This window comes from Parazoarcus communis (assembly GCF_003111645.1).
Lineage (GTDB): Bacteria > Pseudomonadota > Gammaproteobacteria > Burkholderiales > Rhodocyclaceae > Parazoarcus > Parazoarcus communis_A.
In genome coordinates this window covers 2,980,343-2,997,204 of sequence record NZ_CP022187.1, presented here as the reverse complement: position 1 = coordinate 2,997,204, position 16,862 = coordinate 2,980,343, and the positions used below count along the sequence as shown (strand labels likewise).

13 protein-coding genes are annotated in these 16,862 nt (G+C 64.0%); 7 read left to right on the top strand and 6 right to left on the bottom strand.

Annotated elements, in window-relative coordinates; translation table 11 throughout:
* Window positions 1–5 precede the first annotated feature (5 nt).
* Complete coding sequence (locus tag CEW83_RS13710; protein WP_108949849.1) at window positions 6–335, top strand: tryptophan synthase subunit beta like protein; 330 nt, start codon at window positions 6–8, stop codon at window positions 333–335.
* Between the two features lie 46 nt (window positions 336–381).
* Here CEW83_RS13710 and CEW83_RS13705 read toward each other — a convergent pair whose 3' ends face one another.
* Complete coding sequence (locus tag CEW83_RS13705; protein ID WP_108949848.1) at window positions 382–2,295, bottom strand: LapD/MoxY N-terminal periplasmic domain-containing protein; 1,914 nt, start codon at window positions 2,293–2,295, stop codon at window positions 382–384.
* 34 nt (window positions 2,296–2,329) lie between these two features.
* Window positions 2,330–2,959, bottom strand: a complete 630-nt coding sequence (locus CEW83_RS13700; protein WP_234418825.1) for a transglutaminase-like cysteine peptidase — start codon at window positions 2,957–2,959, stop codon at window positions 2,330–2,332.
* A 353-nt stretch (window positions 2,960–3,312) separates the two neighbouring features.
* Here CEW83_RS13700 and CEW83_RS13695 point away from each other — a divergent pair, with 353 nt between their 5' ends.
* The 3 genes from CEW83_RS13695 to CEW83_RS13685 all read left to right on the top strand — a co-directional run bounded on the left by CEW83_RS13695 (window position 3,313) and on the right by CEW83_RS13685 (window position 9,304).
* Window positions 3,313–4,755 carry a TolC family outer membrane protein gene (locus CEW83_RS13695; RefSeq protein ID WP_108949847.1) on the top strand — a complete coding sequence of 481 codons (1,443 nt, stop codon included), beginning with the start codon at window positions 3,313–3,315 and terminating at the stop codon, window positions 4,753–4,755.
* Window positions 4,756–4,856: 101 nt separating this feature from the next.
* Complete coding sequence (locus CEW83_RS13690; RefSeq protein ID WP_108949846.1) at window positions 4,857–8,342, top strand: ATP-binding protein; 3,486 nt, start codon at window positions 4,857–4,859, stop codon at window positions 8,340–8,342.
* On the top strand, window positions 8,339–9,304 hold the full coding sequence (locus CEW83_RS13685; protein ID WP_108949845.1) for a response regulator transcription factor: 966 nt from the start codon (window positions 8,339–8,341) through the stop codon (window positions 9,302–9,304). Before CEW83_RS13690 ends, CEW83_RS13685 begins: the two co-directional genes overlap by 4 nt.
* A gap of 39 nt (window positions 9,305–9,343) precedes the next feature.
* On the opposite strand, the gene gorA is transcribed toward CEW83_RS13685, so the two are convergent.
* Complete coding sequence (gene gorA / locus CEW83_RS13680) at window positions 9,344–10,681, bottom strand: glutathione-disulfide reductase (RefSeq protein ID WP_108949844.1); 1,338 nt, start codon at window positions 10,679–10,681, stop codon at window positions 9,344–9,346.
* 208 nt (window positions 10,682–10,889) lie between these two features.
* Between gorA and CEW83_RS13675 the strand changes: the two genes are divergently transcribed.
* Both CEW83_RS13675 and CEW83_RS13670 read left to right on the top strand, forming a co-directional pair.
* Window positions 10,890–12,767 carry an ABC transporter ATP-binding protein gene (locus CEW83_RS13675; protein ID WP_199915116.1) on the top strand — a complete coding sequence of 626 codons (1,878 nt, stop codon included), beginning with the start codon at window positions 10,890–10,892 and terminating at the stop codon, window positions 12,765–12,767.
* 17 nt (window positions 12,768–12,784) lie between these two features.
* Window positions 12,785–13,309, top strand: coding sequence for a M48 family metallopeptidase (locus tag CEW83_RS13670; protein WP_108949842.1), 525 nt, complete (start codon window positions 12,785–12,787; stop codon window positions 13,307–13,309).
* A gap of 27 nt (window positions 13,310–13,336) precedes the next feature.
* Here CEW83_RS13670 and CEW83_RS13665 read toward each other — a convergent pair whose 3' ends face one another.
* The 3 genes from CEW83_RS13665 to CEW83_RS13655 all read right to left on the bottom strand — a co-directional run bounded on the left by CEW83_RS13665 (window position 13,337) and on the right by CEW83_RS13655 (window position 16,119).
* Window positions 13,337–13,891 carry an RcnB family protein gene (locus CEW83_RS13665; protein WP_108949841.1) on the bottom strand — a complete coding sequence of 185 codons (555 nt, stop codon included), beginning with the start codon at window positions 13,889–13,891 and terminating at the stop codon, window positions 13,337–13,339.
* 58 nt (window positions 13,892–13,949) lie between these two features.
* Complete coding sequence (gene dbpA, locus CEW83_RS13660) at window positions 13,950–15,383, bottom strand: ATP-dependent RNA helicase DbpA (RefSeq protein WP_108949840.1); 1,434 nt, start codon at window positions 15,381–15,383, stop codon at window positions 13,950–13,952.
* A 112-nt stretch (window positions 15,384–15,495) separates the two neighbouring features.
* A complete protein-coding gene (locus CEW83_RS13655; protein WP_108949839.1) occupies window positions 15,496–16,119 on the bottom strand; it encodes an OmpW/AlkL family protein in 624 nt (207 codons plus the stop codon).
* 354 nt (window positions 16,120–16,473) lie between these two features.
* Between CEW83_RS13655 and CEW83_RS13650 the strand changes: the two genes are divergently transcribed.
* The gene (locus tag CEW83_RS13650; protein WP_234418824.1) at window positions 16,474–16,860 is read left to right on the top strand and encodes a DUF6152 family protein; all 387 of its coding nucleotides are present in this window, start codon (window positions 16,474–16,476) and stop codon (window positions 16,858–16,860) included.
* Window positions 16,861–16,862 lie beyond the last annotated feature (2 nt).

Here is a 16,862-nt window from a genome sequence, read left to right as displayed (position 1 = left end):
GATGCGTGTTCGTAAGGCGTGATGAAGCGGGGCGCATCGTGGCTGCCAGCCTTGAGGCTGAGGGCGCGATCAGCGAGTGGGTTGAGGATGGCGAGCCGGAGCTGCTGGCTTTCGGGCAGGGGGAGGCGAGCGATGCGACTCTGACGGCATCCGACCTCAGGCTGGTCCGGGTGCTGGAAGATATCGTCGATCTGTTGATCGAGCGTGATGTCATCCGCTTCACCGACTTGCCCGAACAGGCGCAGGCGAAGCTCATGGAGCGCAAGTCCCTGCGTGCCTCGATGCGCAGCGGACTGAATCTGCTGGGCAGCGGGGACGATGGTGGCTTGATCTGAACCCGCAGGGGGACGGGCCTTTGGGCTCGCCCCCCTTTTTCCGTTCTCAGCGGATGCCGGGGCCGGTCATGGCATCAAAGCCCACATCGCTCAGCATCGTGACGGCTTCAGGGTGATCCACGCCTTCTGCGATCACGCTCAGGCCCAGAGCGTGCGCCAGCATGCACAGACTGCGCGCGAAGGCCTGGTTGCCGCTGTTGCCGTTCAGGTCGCGAAGCAGTGAAGCGTCGACCTTGAGGTAGTCGAGCCCGAGGTCGTGCAGGTCGCCAAGTGCGTTGAAGTTCGGGCCGGCATGCTCCAGGCCGAGCTTGCACGCCAGGGGTTTGAGCGCGAGGCAGAAGGTGCGGAACTCGGCCTGATTGCGCGCAGCCTCCTGCTCCGGAACTTCCATCCACAGCAGTGGTGCTTCGTTAGGTGCCATCTCCAGTTGATGCAGCAGATCGGCCAGAAAGCCGGCGCTGCGGATGGCCTGGGACGAAATGTTGACCGCGACGGCCTGACCGGTGTTGCGAATGAGTTCCAGCGCAGCCTTCACGACGGCGGCATCGATCTTCCCCATCAGATCGAGGCGCACCGCCCATGGCATGAAGTAGGCGACGCCACGCCACTCGCCATCAAGCCGCAAGCGCAGCGGTGCCTCGACGTGCACCAGTGCGCCATTGCCATCCCGCACAGGATAGGTTTCAAGGCGCAGTTCATGCTGATCGAGCGCTCTGGAAATGAGCTGATGCCATTGCGACTGGTCGCGCTGAGGCTGCGTGAGGCGCACCCAGGCGTCGAGCTGAACCGCCCGCCCGCCGGCCAGTTCGGCTTCGGCCAGCGCCGTATCGGTGCGGGTCAGCACCGTTGGCAGTGCTTCGCCGGGGGAGTACAGGGCCGCGGCGATGGGCAGGGCGATGCCCGCGCTGTCACCGCCGGTGACGTGCTTGTCCGCTACGTCGTGCAAAGCCTTGACCAGGCTCTCGGCCCATAGCGGAAGATAGGCAACACCCGGGGCGAGGATCGCAAGGTCGCTTCCGTTCAGACGGCCCGCGACCCATGTCGGCTGCTCCCCGATCTGCTTGCGGATGGCATCTGCCAGCGCTCGCAGCAGGGCATCTGCGAACTCCCTGCCCCGGGTGCGGTTGAGTTCGGACAGCTCGCCGACCCGTGCGATCAGCAGTGCGCCGCCCGTCGGTGCATCGTGGTCGACCAGTTGCGCACCGAGCACGTTGAGAAACTGGCGGCGCTCGAACAGGCCGGTCAAGGCATCTTCCTGTGTTTGCTTGCGCAGGGTTTCAAGGCGTCGGGCTTCGTCCACCAGCATCAGGCGCACGCGTTCGGACAATGCGTTCATCGCGCGCACCACGACGCGCAGTTCGGCGGTGGCGGGCTCGGGCGTGGTGACGAAGCGGCGCTCACCGATGGCCTCGGCCTGCCCAACCAGCTTGCGGAGGGGGGCCGTGATGCGGCCCAACAGCAGACTGCCAACGACGCCGGCTGCGGACGCCATGATGGCGAACCACAACAGCATCTGCCGAATGCTGTGCCACAGCTCGGTGTAGGCGTAGCTGGTCTGGCTTTCCAGCGTCAGGGTGGCGAACTGCTGCCAGCCGTCCTGCACGTGCGCCACACCGGGGTGGGCCTCGATCGCGGCGAGGCGCACGAACCAGGCTGGGACGTCGTCGAGACGGGGCTCGGCAGTGCGTTCAACCAGGATGTTGCCGTCGGGTCCGACCAGGCGAATCACGCGGTAGTGTCCGGCATCGAACTGCGCGGCAACCTGCAGTTCGACGGTGACCGGATCCTTCGGCATCTGCGACAGTGACAGTGCGAGCGCAGTGGCGTTGTCGACGTTTTTCACGTTGAGTTGCTGTTCGAGGTAGCGCTTTGCCGCCAGCGTGCTCACCACCAGGCTGCCGCCAAGGGATAGCAGGGTGACCATGACGATGGCGATCCAGAGTTGCTTGATCAGGGACATGGACGGGGTGCTCCGGGAAATTTCGGGTACGGGTTCATTGCAGTCCTTCGCTGCGCATGCGTTCGAGCACGTCGCGCCAGCGTGACAGGCGGGTGGTGGGGTCGGCGGCGGAGGTGGTGCCGCCGCCCACCCACAGGCCTTCATTGTTGAAGCTGAAAACCGGAAACAGGTCGGGGCGTCGGCCGGCCGGGCGGATCTCGCCAATCAGGTTGTCCAGCACCAGCGGCTCGGCATTGGGTGTTTCGAAATAGCTGAGCACCATGTGCGCCTGGGTGATGGTGCTGTCGGCGGCGCCGATGCGGGCGCGCACGTACACAAGCCGTAACTTGTCGGCAGGAACCTCGAGCAGGCGCAGACTCATGTACTTCGCGATCGAGAAATCCTCGCAGTCGCCTGCGTCGCGGCCGAGTGTTTCCAGCGGCGTGGCCCAGTAGTCGGATTGCTTCCAGACGATGATGTCGTCCACGAAGCGGATACGGCGGTTGAAAAAGGTGTTCACTCTGGCGAGCTTGCCCGCCTCGTCGAGATCGCGGGCTTCGCTGATCATCCGGCGCCATGCGACGACCGCTTCGCCGGCCGGTTGGCCATAGCGGGCCACGGCAAGCGTCTGCATGCGGTCGAGGTCTGGCGCCGCTGCGCACAGACCGATCGCGAGTCCGAGCATGAGCACGGTCCGTTGTCCCGCGCGCCAGCATCTACCCAGGGGCAGGCGGGCTGAAAACGGCGGTCGGTCGGACAGGGGCATCGGGGCTCTGGGAGTGCTTGTGCCTGCATTATCCGGAATCGAAGCGTCTTGTGCTGCTCTTGTGACTGGCGCAGGGTGACTTTTGTGGGGGTTGAGTGATGCCCATGCTAATGTGCTGAATGCTTTCTGGCTGGTGCTTACAGCGTGGATTCTTCGCGCGGTCGTTGAATTGTTCGCATTGTGCGGTGCGCCAAGGCGGTTATGATTCTTCCTGCTCAAGTTGGGCAGCACTCAATGCTGCTCATTCACTATTCAGAAGTGTTGGAGTTTCCATGAAACGAATTCGTACCTTGGTCTCACTAGCGGTCTTGGCGAGTCTGCCTGTTGTTGCCGCTGCGTCGGCCCCAGAGTTGCTGCGTGACGCTGCGCGCAAGGCCGTTGTGAGCAACCCCGAGGTGCAGGCACGCTGGCACGCATTCCGTGCAGCCGGCGCCGACCAGGATGCCGCGCGGGGTGGCTACCTGCCGCAGGTTGATGTGACGACCAGCATTGGCCGTGAAAGCCAGAAGCGCCCGGGCAGTTCGACGGATCACTACACGCATAGCAATGCCACGCTGTCGCTCAACCAGATGGTGTACGACGGCTTCTATACCCGCAGCGAGGTATCCCGCCTCGGCTATGCCCGTCTGGCCCGATACTACGAAATCATCGACGCCTCCGAGTCGGCTGCGCTCGAGGCGGTACGCGCTTATGCCGACGTGCAGCGCTATCGCGACCTGGTTGCGCTCGCGAAGCAGAACTATGTCGAACACAAGCTGGTGTACGACCAGATCGCAGAGCGCGCCGGGGCCGGTGTCGGCCGCCGGGTGGATCTTGAGCAGGCGACCGGGCGTCTGGCGCTGGCCGAGTCCAACCTGCTGACCGAAGTGTCCAACCTGCACGATGTCAGCAGCCGCTATCAGCGCGTGGTGGGCGAATTGCCGGCCGACGCTCTGCCACCGATGGGCGACAAACTCGGCGTTGAGGGTATTCCGCCGAGTGCCAGTGATGCCTTGCGTGAAGCCTTCAACACCAGCCCTTCGCTCAATGCCGCAGTCGAGAATGTGCGTGCAGGCCAGGCTGCGATCGAAACCCGCCGTGCGGCCTACCACCCGCGGGTGGACCTGCGCGCCAGCCAGGCGGTCGACCGCAACCTCGACAACCTTGACGGGCGTTCGCGCGACGGTGTGGTGGAACTGGTGCTGACCTATAACCTTTTTCGCGGCGGTTCGGATGACGCCCGCATTCGGCAGGCTGCCGAATCGCTGAACCAGGCCAAGGATCTGCGCGACAAGGCGTGTCGCGATCTGCGGCAAACGGTGGCGATTGCCTACAACGACGTACAGCGAATCCAGGAGCAGTTGCGTTATCTCGATCAGCATCAACTGTCGATCGAGAAAGCGCGCGAGGCCTACCGTCGCCAGTTCGACATCGGTCAGCGCACCCTGCTTGATCTGCTCGATACCGAAAACGAGTATTTTCAGGCCCGCCGTGCCTATACCAACGCACGCTACGACGGTCTGACCGCCGAAGCCCGCACCCTGTCGGGGATGGGGCACCTGATGCGCGCGCTCGACGTGGCACGCGAGGACTTGCCAAGCGCGGTCGATGCAGGACAGGACCGCGACGGTATCGACCCCGCCACTCTGTGCCCGCCCGATGCGCCGGCCGCGCTGCAGATCGACAAGGCCGCGCTGCTGGCAAAGACCCTGAAGGAATTGGGCGCCGCAAAGTAAGGCGATCTCCGGTCCGTAGCTGCAGAACAATCGGCGTAGTGCTGGCCCGGCTCACATAGAATGGCGCAATCGCTCCCCGCATTGCGCCATTTTTTCGTCCGATGAACGCTGCCGACTCCCCTTCCGACCGCCTTCCTGACGCTGACGCGCAGGCGGACCGGCACGGCGCTGCGCCACAGCGGGTGGTAAAGATCCGGCGCGACTACAACACCTGGGTCGCCAACGAAACGCTCGAGGACTACGCGCTGCGCTTCACCCCGCGCAGCTTCCGCAAGTGGTCCGAGTTCCGGGTCGGCAACACCGCGTTTGGCGCGGCGTCCTTTCTGGTGCTCGAAGCGGTCGGCGCGACCATGCTGGTCAGCTATGGTTTCATCAACAGCTTCTGGGCCATCCTCGCGATCGGCCTCATCATCTTTCTCACCGGTTTGCCGATCAGCTTGTATGCCGCGCGCTACGGCGTTGATATGGATCTGCTGACACGTGGCTCAGGTTTTGGCTACATCGGCTCGACCATCACGTCGCTGGTCTATGCCTCCTTCACCTTCATCCTGTTCGCACTCGAAGCCGCGATCATGGCCTACGCGCTCGAGATGGCACTCGGCATCCCGCCAAGCTGGGGCTACCTGATCTGCGCGCTGGTGGTGATACCGCTGGTCACCCATGGCGTGACCGTGATCAGCAAGCTGCAGACCTTGACCCAGCCGATCTGGCTTTTCCTTTTGGCGCTGCCTTTCTTCTTCGTTTTGCGCGAGGACCCCGCTGCACTCGCAGGGCTGTGGCAATACCCCGGCGTCGATGGCAAGGGTGGTGAGTTTGATCTGCACCTCTTCGCCGGCGCCATGACCGTCGGTATCGCGCTCATTACCCAGATGGGCGAGCAGGCCGACTATCTGCGTTTCATGCCGGCACGTACCCAGCAGAATCGCTGGCGCTGGCTGTTTGGCGTGGTGCTGGGCGGGCCGGGCTGGGTGCTGATCGGGGTGGTCAAGATGCTGGGCGGTGCCCTGCTGGCGTGGATGCTGCTGCGCAACGGCATGGCGCCGGACAAGGCGGTCGATCCCAATCAGATGTACCTGCTCGGTTTTTCGGCGGTGTTCGACAGCAGCCTGTGGGCCGTGGTGGTGACAGCGTTGTTTGTCATCGTCTCGCAGCTCAAGATCAATGTCACCAACGCCTATGCCGGCTCGCTGGCTTGGTCGAACTTCTTCTCGCGGCTGACCCACAGCCACCCCGGGCGCGTCGTCTGGGTGGTGTTCAATATCCTGATCGCCCTGCTGCTGATGGAGATGAACGTTTTTCAGGCGCTCGGGCAGGTGCTCGGTCTGTATTCCAACATCGCGATTTCATGGATGGTCGCTGTCGTGGCGGATCTGGTGATCAACAAGCCGCTCGGCCTGTCGCCACCGGGCATCGAATTCAAGCGCAGCCACCTGTACGACATCAATCCGGTCGGCGTCGGGGCGCTGCTGATCGCCTCGGCGCTGTCGGTAAGTACCTTCATCGGCCTGTTCGGCCCGGCGCTTCAGCCCTATGCGCCCTTCGTGGCGCTGGTTGTCGCCTTGTTCTCCTCGCCGCTGATCGCGTGGCTGACCAAGGGACGCTACTACCTTGCGCGGACGCCCGAGCCGGTGACCAGTGGCAAGACCCGGGTGGCGACCCGCCAGTGCTGCATCTGCGGGCAGCACTTCGAGCCCGAGGACACCAGCCATTGCCCGGCCTATCAGGGCACGATCTGCTCGCTGTGCTGTTCGCTCGATGCGCGCTGCGAAGATCAGTGCAAACCCCATGCACGCCTGTCAGTGCAGTGGTCGGAGCTGTTGCAGAAACTGCTGCCGAAATCCTTGCTGCCCTATCTCGATGCCGGGCTCGGTCACTACCTGTTGCTGATGATCGGAGTCACGTCCTTTCTCGCTCTGCTGCTCGGCACGCTCTACTACCATGAGTTGATCGCGCGTAGCGTCGACCTGGCCGCCGGCTATCCGGGCGAGATGCTACGGGGCGATCTGAAGGGCGTACTGCTGAAGGCGTTTGCGGCCCTGTTCCTGATGGGCGGTATTGCGGCGTGGTGGATGGTGCTGACGCACAAGAGCCGGCAGGTGGCGCAGGAGGAATCGAACCGTCAGACCCGCTTGCTGATGGAAGAAATCGAATCCCACCGCCGCACCGACGAGCAGCTGCAGAACGCGCGTCGCGTGGCGGAGCAGGCCAATCAGGCCAAGAGTCGCTATGTCACCTCGATCAGCCACGAATTGCGCACGCCGCTCAACAGCATCCTCGGCTATGCGCAGATTCTCGACGGCGACGAGGCCATCCCGCCCCAGCGGCGGCAGGCGGTGAGCGTGATCCGCAGGAGCGGCGAGCACCTGCTGTCGCTGATCGAGGGCACGCTGGACATTGCACGCATCGAGGGCGGAAAGTTTGCGCTCGAGATGCGGCCGCTGGCCTTCGCCGAGTTCGTGCGCCAGCTGGTGGCCATGTTCGAGTTGCAGGCGCGCAACAAGGGGCTCGGCTTCCACTTCGAGATCGTTGGCACGCTGCCGGAGTTCGTGCGCGCCGACGAAAAGCGTCTGCGCCAGATCCTGATCAACATCATCGGCAATGCAGTGAAATTCACCGCGCGCGGCACGGTTCGCGTGCGCCTGACCTACCGTCGTGAGATGGCCTTGTTCGAGGTTGAAGACAGTGGCCCCGGCATTGCTGCAGACGAGATCGCGCATGTCTTCGAGCCCTTCGCCCGTGGCAGCAGCGCCCGCGGCAGCACGACAACGGGCACCGGGCTGGGGCTGACGATCAGCAAGATGCTCACCGACCTGATGGGGGGCGAGCTCACCGTTGACAGCCAGCCTGGCGCCGGCAGCGTGTTTCGCGTCCGTCTCTTTCTGCCGCAACTCCACGACGCGCAGGTGGCGGAGGTGCTGCCGCGCGTTCAGCGCATTGGCTACAAAGGTGTGCGGCGGCGCATTCTCACGGTAGATAACGAGCGTGTCGACCGCGAGCTGCTGGCGAATCTGCTCGAACCACTCGGCTTCGAGGTGGGTCAGGCCGAGTCCGGCCTTGATTGCCTCGAACTGGTACCGCATTTCCGCCCCCACCTTGTTTTCATGGATCTGGCGATGCCCGGCATCGACGGCTGGGAAACCATCCGGCGTCTGCGTGCAGCCGGGCTCGACGAGGCGCCGGTGGCGATCATCTCGGCCAATGCCTTCGACAAGGGGCTGGACCACGATGTCGGGATCGGCGCGGAGGACTTCATCCTCAAGCCCATCCGGGTGGAGGAACTGCTCGACTGGATCGGTCGCCGTCTGCAGCTCGAATGGGTGTGGGCAGATGCCCCGGCCGCGGCTGCGGAACGCGTGCCCACGGTCGAGGTGGAACAACTGGTATTGCCCCCATCCGCCGAGCTGCGGGCGCTCGACGAGTTGATCGAACTGGGCTTCCTGCGCGGTATCCTTGCCCGACTGGCTGACATCGAACGCATGGCACCCGAGTATGCCGAGTTCGTGCGGGTGCAGCGCGAACTCGCGCGTCAGTTCCAGTTCGACGCCATGCGCGAAATACTGTGTCGCAAGGACTTGCCGGAATCATGAGCCCATCTGCCCTGAGTGCTGCCGACCCCGCTGCTGCAGGCATCGTGCTGATCGTCGACGACGTGCCCGAGAACCTCGCGCTGCTGCACGATGCGCTCGACGAAGCCGGCTATCTGGTACTGGTCGCCACCAACGGCGAGAGCGCGATTGCGCGCGCGCGCCAGAGCCTGCCCGATGTCGTGCTGCTCGATGCGCTGATGCCCGGCATGGACGGCTTCGAGGTCGCACGGCGACTCAAGGCCGATTTTGCGACCCGCGCGATCCCGCTCATCTTCATGACCGGGCTCACGGAAACCGAGCATGTGGTTGCGGCGTTTGCCGCCGGTGGTGCCGACTATGTGACCAAGCCGATCAAGCCCGCCGAGGTGCTCGCCCGCATTGCGGCCCATGTACAGAACGCGCGTCAGATGAAGCAGGCCCGCAGCGCCCTTGACGCCTTCGGCCAGGCAACGGTCGCGGTCAGGGCGAGTGATGGCAAGCTGGTATGGCAGACGCCGCTGGCGCGCCAGCTGATCCGAAGCTGGTTCGAGCCCGAGCGCAGCGAACCGAGCGAGATTGCACCGCCGCGCCTGCTCGACTGGATCATGGCTGCCGAACTCGCGCGTCGCGAGCGTCGCGAGGTGCCCGGCCTGGTGGCGAGTGAGGGGGCCCGTCGCCTGCTGGCCTCGTTCCACGATCAGACCGGCGACGAAGAGTGGCTGGTGGTGTTGCGCGAAGAGAACGACGCCAGCGCGATCGAGGCCCTGATTGCAGCTTTCCGCCTCACCGGGCGCGAGGCCGAGGTGCTGTACTGGGTGATCCGGGGCAAGACCAACCGCGACATCGGCGACATTCTCGGTACCAGTCCGCGCACGGTGCACAAGCACCTCGAACATGTGTTCGAGAAGCTCGGCGTCGAAACCCGCACGGCCGCGGCGTCGATGGCAACGGCAAAGATCCGCGCCGCGAGCGAGGGTGCCTAGCGGACGATGGCCGCCGCGCACCCTTGAGCGGCACGGGGGTCAGCGCATCGTCACCAGCTCTTCCGCGCTGGTCGGGTGGATGGCCACGGTGGAATCGAAGTCGGCCTTGGTGGCGCCCATCTTGATCGCCACGGCGAAGCCCTGCAGCATCTCATCCGCGCCTTCGCCGATGATGTGGCAGCCGACCACGCGCTCCTCTGCGCCGGCGCACACCAGCTTCATCGCGGTTTTGGGTTTGTGCTCGGTCATCGCGTTGTACATGCCAGTGAAGCGGGTGGTGTAGACGCTGACCGTTTTGTGTTGCTTGCGCGCCTCGTCCTCGGTGAGGCCGATGGTGCCGATCGGCGGATGGCTGAAGGTCACTGTCGGAATGTTGTCGTAGTCGAGCCTGGCGTCGGCTTCACCCTTGAACAGTCGGGCAGCGAGCTTGCGTCCTGCGGCGATGGCCACCGGCGTCAGTTCGGCGCGGCCGGTGATGTCGCCAATGGCATAGATGCCCGATGTGGACGTGTTCTGGAAGGGGTCGGTGACGATCACGCCGCCGGCCTCGGCGGTAATGCCCGCGTTGGCAAGGTCGAGCCGGTCGGTATTGGCCTCGCGGCCGATGGCCCAGATCAGGGTATCGACCTCGAGGTCGAGCTGATCGCATTCAACGCGCAACGCGCCGCTCTGGGTGCGCTTGACGGAACGTGCCTGGGTGCTGGTCAGGATGTTCACGCCATCGTCCTTCATCTGCGTCATCAGCTCTTCACGCACCATCGCGTCAAAGGGCCGCAACAGCTGCTCGCCGCGCACCAGCATGGTGACCTTGCTGCCGAGCGCATTGAGCACCCCCGCGAGCTCGACCGCAATATAGCCGCCGCCGACCACCGCAACCCGGGCGGGCAGATGGTCGAGGGTGAAGAAACCGTCCGAGGTGATGCCTAGGACGGCGCCCGGAATCTCCGGTACCGAGGGCCGTCCGCCCGTGGCGATGACGATGTGTTCGGCGCTGTAGTGCTGACCATTGACCTCAACGGTGCGGCCATCGACAAAGCGTGCGAAGCCGCGCACCAGGCTGACACCGGCTTTTTCCAGCATGTTGGCGTAGATGCCGTTGAGGCGGTCGATGTAGGCGTCACGCGAATGCTTCAGCGTGGCCCAGTCGAATGAGGTCTGGCCAACGGTGAAACCGTAGCCGGGTGCATCTGCCAGGGTCTGCGCGATGCCGCCGGCGTACCACATGACCTTTTTCGGCACGCAGCCCACGTTCACGCAGGTGCCACCGAGGCGACCGCCTTCGATCAGCAGCACGCGTGCGCCATATTCCGCCGCCCGTCTCGCAGTGGCGACACCGCCGCTGCCGCCGCCGATCACCAGATAGTCGTACTCGCTCATGCCCGTCTCTCCTGTATGTGCAGCGGATTGGTCGCCGCTGACTGTCTTGTTCATACAGTACCAAATTCTGCGCGGGCATGAATGCGGATGCCGGATCCGTCGTCGCTGTTTTCATCCTGCATCAGGTCCGCAGGGCATCTTCTGGTATACCGCTTGTCGACTGACCGGCGGCCTCGAGAGTGCGCCGGTGTTCATGGAGAGTCCTTGCGTGTTTCGTCTGTTTGAAAATCTGGTCAACCCCTATCCCGAGGCCGCACCCTCCTCGCCACCGCGCGGCTTTTTCGTCTTCCTGTGGGCCGGCACCACCGGTCTGCGCCCCTTCATTGCCGGCATGACGCTGCTCACGGCCACCATCGGCGCCTTCGAAGCCCTGCTGTTTGCGATGCTCGGGCGGGTGGTGGACTGGCTGGCAAAAGTGGAGCCGGCAAGCCTGTGGGCCGAAGAGGGGAGCACTGTCCTCCTGCTTGCGGGGATCATCGGCGGAAGCATCGTGCTGGTGGCCTTGCAGACCATGCTCAAGCACCAGACCCTGGCGGGTAATTTTCCGATGCGGCTGCGCTGGAATTTCCACCGCATGATGCTGGCCCAGAGCATGGCCTTCTATCAGGACGAGTTTGCCGGGCGGGTTGCGGCCAAGGTGATGCAGACCGCACTCGCGGTGCGCGACACCATCCTGATCCTCACCGACATCCTGGTGTTCGTCACGATCTACTTCGTCACCATGATCGTCGTGGTGGGGGGCTTCGACAGCTGGCTGCTGCTGCCCTTCATCGGCTGGCTGGGCTGCTATCTGCTGTCCCTGTGGTGGTTCGTGCCGCGCCTGTCGAAGGTTTCGCGTTCGCAGGCGGACGCGCGCTCGCTGATGACCGGCCGTATCACCGATGCGTACACCAACATCGCGACGGTGAAGCTGTTCTCCCACGCCGGGCGCGAAGCCACGCATGCGCGTGGCGCGATGCAGGAGTTTCTGCACACCGTGCATGCGCAGATGCGGCTGGTGAGCAGTATCGAGGTGGTCAACCATACCCTGAGCATGGGCCTGATCATGAGCACGGCAGGTGTTGCGCTGTGGCTGTGGACGCAGGGTGCGGTGGGTGTCGGTGCGGTGGCAGCCGCAACCGCGATGGCGCTGCGGCTGAATGGCATGTCGCACTGGATCATGTGGGAGATGGCGTCCCTGTTCGAGCATGTGGGCACGGTGCAGGACGGCATCAACACCCTGGCCCGGCCTCATCAGGTTGTGGACCGCCCGGATGCGCAGCCGCTCAAGGTCAGCCGTGGCGAGATCCGTTTCGAGCAGCTGAGCTTTGCCTACGGTGCGACCGGCCCCCAGGCTCGGCGGGTGATCGACGACATGACCCTGGTGATCCGCCACGGCGAGAAGATCGGACTGGTCGGGCGTTCGGGTGCGGGCAAATCCACCATCGTCAATCTGCTGCTGCGTTTTTACGATGTCGAGCAGGGGCGCATCCTCATCGACGGGCAGGACATTGCGCAGGTGACCCAGGACAGCCTGCGCGCCCAGGTCGGGATGGTGACGCAGGACACCTCGCTGCTGCATCGCTCGGTGCGCGACAACATCCTGTACGGGCGTCCGGATGCGACGGATGAAGACATGATCGCGGCGGCCAGGCGCGCCGAGGCCCATGACTTCATTCAGACCCTGACCGATCCTCACGGGCGCACCGGCTACGATGCGCATGTCGGCGAGCGCGGGGTGAAGCTCTCGGGCGGTCAGCGTCAGCGCATCGCGATTGCGCGTGTCATGCTCAAGGATGCGCCCATCCTGCTGCTGGACGAGGCCACGAGCGCACTCGACTCGGAAGTGGAGGTGGCGATCCAGGCCAGTCTGTACCGCCTGATGGAGGGCAAGACGGTGGTGGCGATTGCGCACCGGCTGTCGACCATCGCCGCGATGGACCGTCTGGTCGTGCTCGACAAGGGGCGCATCGTCGAGGAAGGCGACCATCGCAGCCTTATGGCGCAGGGCGGACTGTATGCGCGGCTGTGGTCGCACCAGAGCGGCGGCTTCCTCGGCGAAGAGGCCGGGGACGAGGTCGCGGACGAAGTTGTGCAGGCCGCCTGAGTGCGGGGAGCGAAACGATGAAATACCTCAGCGGCTATCCCGAAGCCCTCCTTGCCCAGGTTCGTCAGCTCATGGAGCAGGGCCGGCTGGCGGATGTGCTGGCGCAGCGCTACCCGGAGGCGCATGCGGTGCGTACCGATAACGCGCTCTACGACTATGTGGCCGGGCTCAAGGCGGACTTCATGCGCAAGGCCGCACCCCTGTCGCGGGTGAACTACGACAACAAGCTGCATGTCGTGCGCCACGCGCTCGGTACTCACACCAGCATCTCGCGGGTACAAGGGGGCAAGCTCAAGGCCAAGCGCGAGATCCGCATCGCCAGCGTGTTTCGCGACATGCCGCCGGAGTTCCTGCGCATGATCGTGGTGCACGAACTCGCGCACCTGAAGGAGAAGGACCATGACAAGGCCTTCTACCAGTTGTGCGCGCACATGGAGCCGGCCTATCACCAGCTTGAGTTCGACCTGAGGGTGTACCTCTGTCATCTGGATGCGGGTGGCCAGCCGCTGTGGTCGGCCGGCCCGGAAACGCCTGCACCCTAGATCGGGTACGGCGTTCCGGCAGCGGACTTACCAGCGCAGATCCTCGATCGCATCCACCACCATGCCGGTACCGATCGCGATCAGCAGGATGTCGGCTGCAACGCGCACGTAGCGATGGCCCGCCGGTGGCGCGCCGATTTCGACCACGATGGCTGGCGGCAGGTCGTAATAGACGACGTCGCGTGGCAGCGGGCGTCCCTTCGACCATTTCCTGGCCAGCCCGGGGGGCATGCAGCCGTTCCCTTTCTTGCTCAGGCCGGGCGGGCAGCGGGCGCTTGAATAAGTCTGGCGGTAGTAGTTCTGGATCACGACGCGATCATGGTCGTGGTCCCTGAACCGATAGCTGCCCGAGCGCTCATGAACGTCATACCTGCGATCATCCCGTCGGTCGTCTCGCCTGTCATCGCGATATTGCGATCTCGACTCGGTGTGAGCCTTGCTGCCTTTGTCGCGCTGTTCGTGCCTGTCCTTACCCTTGTCCTTACCGCTCCATTCCGGCTTTTCGGCAAAGCTGGGCGCACTCAGTAGCAGTCCGAGCGCGAGTGTGGCCAGCAGGCGACCCTTGAAAAGTCGATTTGTCATGCGTTTCTCCTCTGTGGGCGAGGTTCGAATCTGGGTGCTCCGGGGGTGTTCGAGGAGCTTACAGCGACCTGACTTTGACCTTCTTGCCCTTGATCTTGCCGTCTGCCAGTTTGCGGACGGCCAGTGACACGATATCCCGGGCTACCGCCACATAGGTGTAAGCATCCGTGACCTGAATCTTTCCGACCTGTTCGCGGGTGAAGCCGGCTTCGCCGGTGAGCGCGCCGAGCACGTCGCCGGGCCTGATCTTGTCCTTGCGCCCGCCGAGGATCTGCAGGGTTGCCATCGGCGGCAGCAAGGGGGCGTCACTGGTCGTTTCGAGCTCGTCGAGCCTGTGCCATTCCGGCTCGAACTTCTGCGCCTCCGCGATGGCGGCGATGCGGCGCTGATCGGCGCGACTGGCCAGGCTCAGCGCCCAGCCGTTCTCGTCTGCACGTCCGGTGCGGCCGATACGGTGCACATGGATCTCCGGGTCGGGGGTGACGTCGACGTTGATCACCGCTTCCAGTCCGGCGATATCCAGGCCACGGGCGGCGACGTCGGTGGCGACCAGCACCGAACAGCTGCGGTTGGCGAACTGCACCAGTACCTGGTCACGCTCGCGCTGGTCCAGCTCGCCGTGCAGGGCAAGGGCGTGGATGCCATGCGATTGCAGCACCTCGAGCAGGTCGCGACACTGCTGGCGGGTGTTGCAGAAGGCCAGGGTGCTGACCGGGCGGTAGTGCTGCAACAGCTTCACCACGCCTTCAAGGCGCTGTTCATGCTCGACTTCGTAGAAGCGCTGGCGGATCTTGCCGCTGTCGTGCTGCTCCTCGAGCTTGACCGTCTTTGGCTGGCGCAGGAAGCGTGCCGCAAGGCGTGCAATTCCGTCCGGGTAGGTGGCGGAGAACAGCAGGGTCTGGCGGTGCGGCGGGCAGGCGTCCGCGACGGCAACGATGTCGTCGAAGAAGCCCATGTCCAGCATGCGGTCAGCCTCGTCCAGCACCAGGGTGTTGAGGGCTTCGAGCCTGAGCGTGTCGCGCTGCAGGTGGTCGAGCAAGCGCCCCGGCGTGCCGACAACGACATGCGCGCCGTGCTCCAGGCTGTTGATCTGTGGCCGGATCGGCGAGCCGCCGCACAAGGTCAGCACCTTGATGTTCTCGGCCGCGCGCGCCAGGCGCCGGATCTCCTTGGCGACCTGATCGGCCAGTTCGCGCGTGGGGCACAGCACCATGGCCTGAACCCGCGTGCTGCGCGCATTGAGCTTGCCCAGCAGCGGGAGGGCGAAGGTGGCCGTCTTGCCGCTGCCGGTCTTGGCCTGTGCGATGAGATCGTGCCCGCCCAGCGCCAGCGGCAGCGCCGCAGCCTGGATTGGCGTCATCGTGAGGTAGCCGAGCTGGTTAAGGTTGGCCAGGACTTCGGGCGCGAGGGCGAGTTCGGCGAATGCAGGCGCAGCAGAGACGGGTGTGTCAGGCGATGCGCCGTCTTCGGGGATGTCAGGAGTCGAGTTCATACCGGATTATACGGTGCCCCCGGTATGAGACCCGAACTGGCGCGCATGCTGCGCACGACGCAAACAGAAAAGGCACCCGGAGGTGCCTTGAAAGCGGGACCTTGCAGCAAGGTCAGAAGCGGTAGCCGACGCCGATGCCGAGGGTCAGGGGGTTCAACCCGAGCTTACCGATCTTGCCGCCATTGAGTTTGACGTCGGTTTCCATCTGGATGTACTTGGCATCGATGTTCAGAGACCAGTTCTTGTTCAGCATGTAATCGGCGCCGACCTGGGCGACCAGGCCCACCGTGTTGGCGTCCACCGAGACCTTGCCCAGCGCGGTGTCGAAGCTGCGGTCGGTGAACATGGTGAAGTTCACACCCAGACCAACATAGGGCTTGAAGGCGCCGAGTTCGGTGAAATGGTACTGAACGAGGAGTGACGGCGGCAGGGCATCGACGCTGCCGATCTTGCCGAGCGCGGAAGTCTTGATGTCGACTTCCTGCGGGTAGGTCAGGACCAGTTCTGCAGCGATGTTCTTGGTGAAGAAGTAGCTGATGTCGACTTCGGGGATCCAGCGGTTGTCGGCTTCAACCTTGCCAACGCCGACATGCTGAAGGTTGTCGCCATTGTTGTTGTCCCAGTCCAGGGACACGGCACGGGCGCGAACCATGAAGCCGCTTTCGTCTGCAAAAGCGACACCCGAGGACAGGACACAAGCGGCAGCGAGGATCCCGACGGCGATATTCTTTTTCATCTTTACTCCCTAGTAGTGACAGCAGAACTGAAACGCGACGAATGCTACTGCTGCGGAATGTCTGCGATTTTGACCGGGGTCAAAATAACCATTATTAAATAGTGGTTTTTACGGGCTGCGCACTCTGTGTGCCATCCTGTCCGTCTTCCCCGAAAAGTCGTCCCTGCCGCCTTGGCCTGAGGAAAGGCCCCGGCACACAAGGCACGGATTCATGGCGTCACCGGGCGGAAAACTTGCGGACGACGGGCGCTTTTTCCGTTTCTCGTTGTCCATGCTGATTCAGACAAGGCAGCGCTTGCGCCGGTGTGTGGCCTGAGCAGTCTTCCATGGACGGATCGACGAGGAGGTGTGGAGATGAAAACGTTCGCGAAATCTCAGGTGTGGCTGGCCGGGCTGGTGCTGGTCATTGGCATGTTCGTGGCTCAGGCCTCACTCGCGCATCACGGCTGGGCGTGGGCGACGGACATGGAGTTCGAGCTGACCGGCACGATCACCAAGGCGCGTCTGGGCAACCCGCACGGGGAGTTGAATGTCGCCGTCAAGGATGAAAGCTGGGTGGTTGAAGTCGGACAGCCGTGGCGCAACGAGCGCGCCGGCCTTAGCGACGAGATGCTCGGTGTTGGCCGCGTCATCACGGTGCATGGTCACCGTTCGTCCAACCCTGAGCAGCGCGTGATGAAGGCTGAACGCATCATCATTGATGGCAAGAGCTACAACCTCTACCCCGACCGCAAGTCCTGAGG